The 2783-nt window shown below is 72.2% G+C and carries 5 protein-coding genes; 4 read left to right on the forward strand and 1 reads right to left on the reverse strand.

The genetic code is table 11. The features are described from left to right. A partial coding sequence (locus AB0M20_RS36310; RefSeq protein ID WP_364305172.1) for an antibiotic biosynthesis monooxygenase occupies positions 1-259 on the reverse strand: 259 nt, incomplete at its 3' end. Positions 260-291: 32 nt separating this feature from the next. Between AB0M20_RS36310 and AB0M20_RS36315 the strand changes: the two genes are divergently transcribed. The 4 genes from AB0M20_RS36315 to AB0M20_RS36330 form a co-directional block, all read left to right on the forward strand. After that, a complete protein-coding gene (locus AB0M20_RS36315; RefSeq protein ID WP_364305174.1) occupies positions 292-546 on the forward strand; it encodes a DUF6703 family protein in 255 nt (84 codons plus the stop codon). A gap of 67 nt (positions 547-613) precedes the next feature. Then, positions 614-1531, forward strand: coding sequence for a metal ABC transporter substrate-binding protein (locus tag AB0M20_RS36320; protein WP_364305176.1), 918 nt, complete (start codon positions 614-616; stop codon positions 1529-1531). Next, a complete protein-coding gene (locus AB0M20_RS36325) occupies positions 1528-2319 on the forward strand; it encodes a metal ABC transporter ATP-binding protein (RefSeq protein WP_364305178.1) in 792 nt (263 codons plus the stop codon). The genes AB0M20_RS36320 and AB0M20_RS36325 overlap by 4 nt, the downstream gene beginning before the upstream one ends. Further along, a partial coding sequence (locus tag AB0M20_RS36330; protein ID WP_364305180.1) for a metal ABC transporter permease occupies positions 2319-2783 on the forward strand: 465 nt, incomplete at its 3' end. The genes AB0M20_RS36325 and AB0M20_RS36330, both read left to right, overlap by 1 nt.

Below are 2783 nucleotides of genomic sequence, written 5' to 3' on the forward strand. Positions count from 1 at the left end.
CGAACGCGGACGGCTCGTCGCGGGACTCGGACAGCAACGGAGTGGCGTGCACCTTCACGTCGAAGGTGCCGAGCGCCCGCCGGTAGGCTCCGACGGACTCCCACTCGGTCACCAAGGTCCAGTGGGCGGGATCGTCCAGCGCCCGGGTCAGCCGTCCGGAGACATATCCGACGCACGACGACAGGGCCGCCAGGGCGGCGTGCGCCCGTTCCACGAAAGCGGTGTCGGACGGGACGACGAAGCGGTTGAGCACCAGCATGAGATGAGCGTACGCACCATCGAGGAGCGCCCTTGACACCGTCCGACAACCTGCTGCGCCGGCTGGCCCGGGTCAGCCCCACCGTGGCGTTCCTGGTGGCTCTGGTCGTACTCGTGGCCGGGTTCTTCCTGCCCGGGATCGTCGGCGCCGCGCTGCTCTTCCTGCTGGGCGCCGCGCTCACCGCGCTGACCTTCACCACCTGGCCGGTGCAGACGCGGTCGACCCGGGCGGTCCGTGTGGCGCTGCTCACGCTGCTCTTCGCCGTCGTGGTCGCGAAGCTGCTCTGAGACACAAGCACATCCGGCACACATGCGCTTTTGACAATCATTGTCATTGTCGGCGACAGTTGGTGCTATGAAGCTGGCCGCGTTACTCCTCGGGCTGCTGGTCCTGACCGGCTGCGGCGACGCGGGTGCGCGGGCCGACAGCCGTCCCGCGGTGGTCACGGCGTTCTACCCGCTCCAGTTCACCAGCGAGTTCATCGGCGGTGACGCGGTTTCGGTGACCGACCTGACCAAGCCCGGCGCCGAGCCGCACGACCTGGAGCTCAACCCGCGCCAGGTGGCGCAGATCAGCGACGCGGCCCTGGTCGTCTATCTCAAGGGCTTCCAGCCGGCCGTGGACGAGGCGGTGGCCCAGCAGGCCGAGGGCAAGGCGTTCGACGCCGGGTCGGCGGTCGAGCTGCTGGCGGTCGCCGAGGAGGACGAGCACGAGCACGTGCCCGGCGAGGAGGAGCACGCCGAGGCGGCCGGCGGCAAGGACCCGCACGTGTGGCTCGACCCGATCCGCCTCGCCTCGATCGGCGACAAGCTCGGCGAGCGGCTCGCCGAGGCCGACCCGGAGCATGCGGCCGGATACCGGGCCCGGGCCGCCACCCTGCACGGCGAGCTGACCGAGCTGGACACCGAGTTCAAGACCAAGCTCAAGACTTGTGTACGCCGCGACATCGTGACCAGCCACACAGCGTTCGGCTATCTCGCCCAGCGCTACGACCTGCACGAGGTCGGCATCACCGGGATCTCCCCCGAGGCCGAGCCCACGCCGCAGCGGCTGGCCGAGGTGGCCGAGCTGGCGAAGCGGACCGGCGCCACGACGATCTTCTTCGAGACCCTGGTGAGCCCGAAGGTGGCGGACACCATCGCCCGTGAGGTCGGCGCCGGGACGGCGGTGCTCGACCCGGTGGAGGGCCGCACCGATCCGAACACCGACTACTTCTCGATCATGCGGTCCAACCTGGCCGCCTTGACCACGGCCCTGGGGTGCACCGCATGACAAGCGCCGTCCTGGTCCGCAACGCGGCCGTCGGGTACGCGGGCCGCGAGGTCCTGCACGACGTCTCGCTGACCGTCGAGCAGGGCACCGTGGTGGCCATCCTGGGCGCCAACGGCTCCGGCAAGTCCACCCTGGTCCGGGCCGTGCTCGGGCTGGTCCCGCTGAGCCGCGGCGCCATCGAGCTGTTCGGCGTCCCCCGCCGCCGGTTCAAGCAGTGGGCGCGCATCGGCTATGTGCCGCAGCGCATCGGCGCCGGCAGCGGCGTCCCCGCCACGGTTCGCGAGGTGGTCTCCGCCGGTCGGCTGGCCCGCCGCGGCGCCTTCCGGCTGCGTCTGCCCGCCGGCCGCAGCGCCGATCGGGCCGCGGTCACCATGGCGCTCGAGGACGTCGGGCTGGCCGACCGCGCCGCCGACCCGGTGGCCACCCTCTCCGGCGGCCAGCAGCAGCGCACGCTGATCGCCCGGGCCCTGGCCGGCGAACCCGACCTGCTGATCCTCGACGAGCCGACGGCCGGTGTGGACGCGGCCAGCCAGGAGGCGTTCGCGGACGTGCTGGGCCGGTTCCAGCGGCGCGGCGGCACGGTGCTGCTGGTCGCGCACGAGCTCGGCCCGATCGAGCCGCTGATCGACCGGGCGGTGGTGGTGCACCACGGGCGCATCGCCTACGAGGGTGCGGTGCCGGAGCCGGCCGGGCACCACGCCGAGCCGGGCCACGACCACGTCCACCCGCACGCCGTCACCCAGCCGCCGGGCATCTGCGTCGCCCCCACCGATCGGGTACCAAATTAATGGCCCTGTTGCAGTACGACTTCATGCTGCGGGCGCTGGCCGGCGCGCTGATCATCGGCGTCACCGCGCCGGCGCTGGGCATCTATCTGGTGCAGCGGCGGCTGTCGCTGATCGGCGACGGCATCGGTCACGTGGCGCTCACCGGCGTCGGCGTGGGCCTGCTGTTCAACCAGTCGCCGGTGCTCACGGCGGTGGTGGTGGCCGCGGCCGGCGCGGTCGGCGTCGAGCTGGTCCGCGAGCGCGGGCGCACCTCCGGCGACCTGGCGCTGGCGCTGCTGTTCTACGGCGGCATCGCGGGCGGCGTGGTGCTGGTCGGGCTCTCCGACGACAGCGGCAGCGCCAATCTGATGCAGTACCTGTTCGGCTCGCTCACCACCACATCGGCGGGCGACCTGGTGGTGATCGCCGTGCTCGGCGTCGCGGTGCTGGCCGCGATGCTGCTGCTGCGCCCGGCGCTGTTCGCG

The organism is Actinoplanes sp. NPDC051633, from assembly GCF_040681735.1.
Taxonomy (GTDB): Bacteria; Actinomycetota; Actinomycetes; order Mycobacteriales; family Micromonosporaceae; genus Actinoplanes.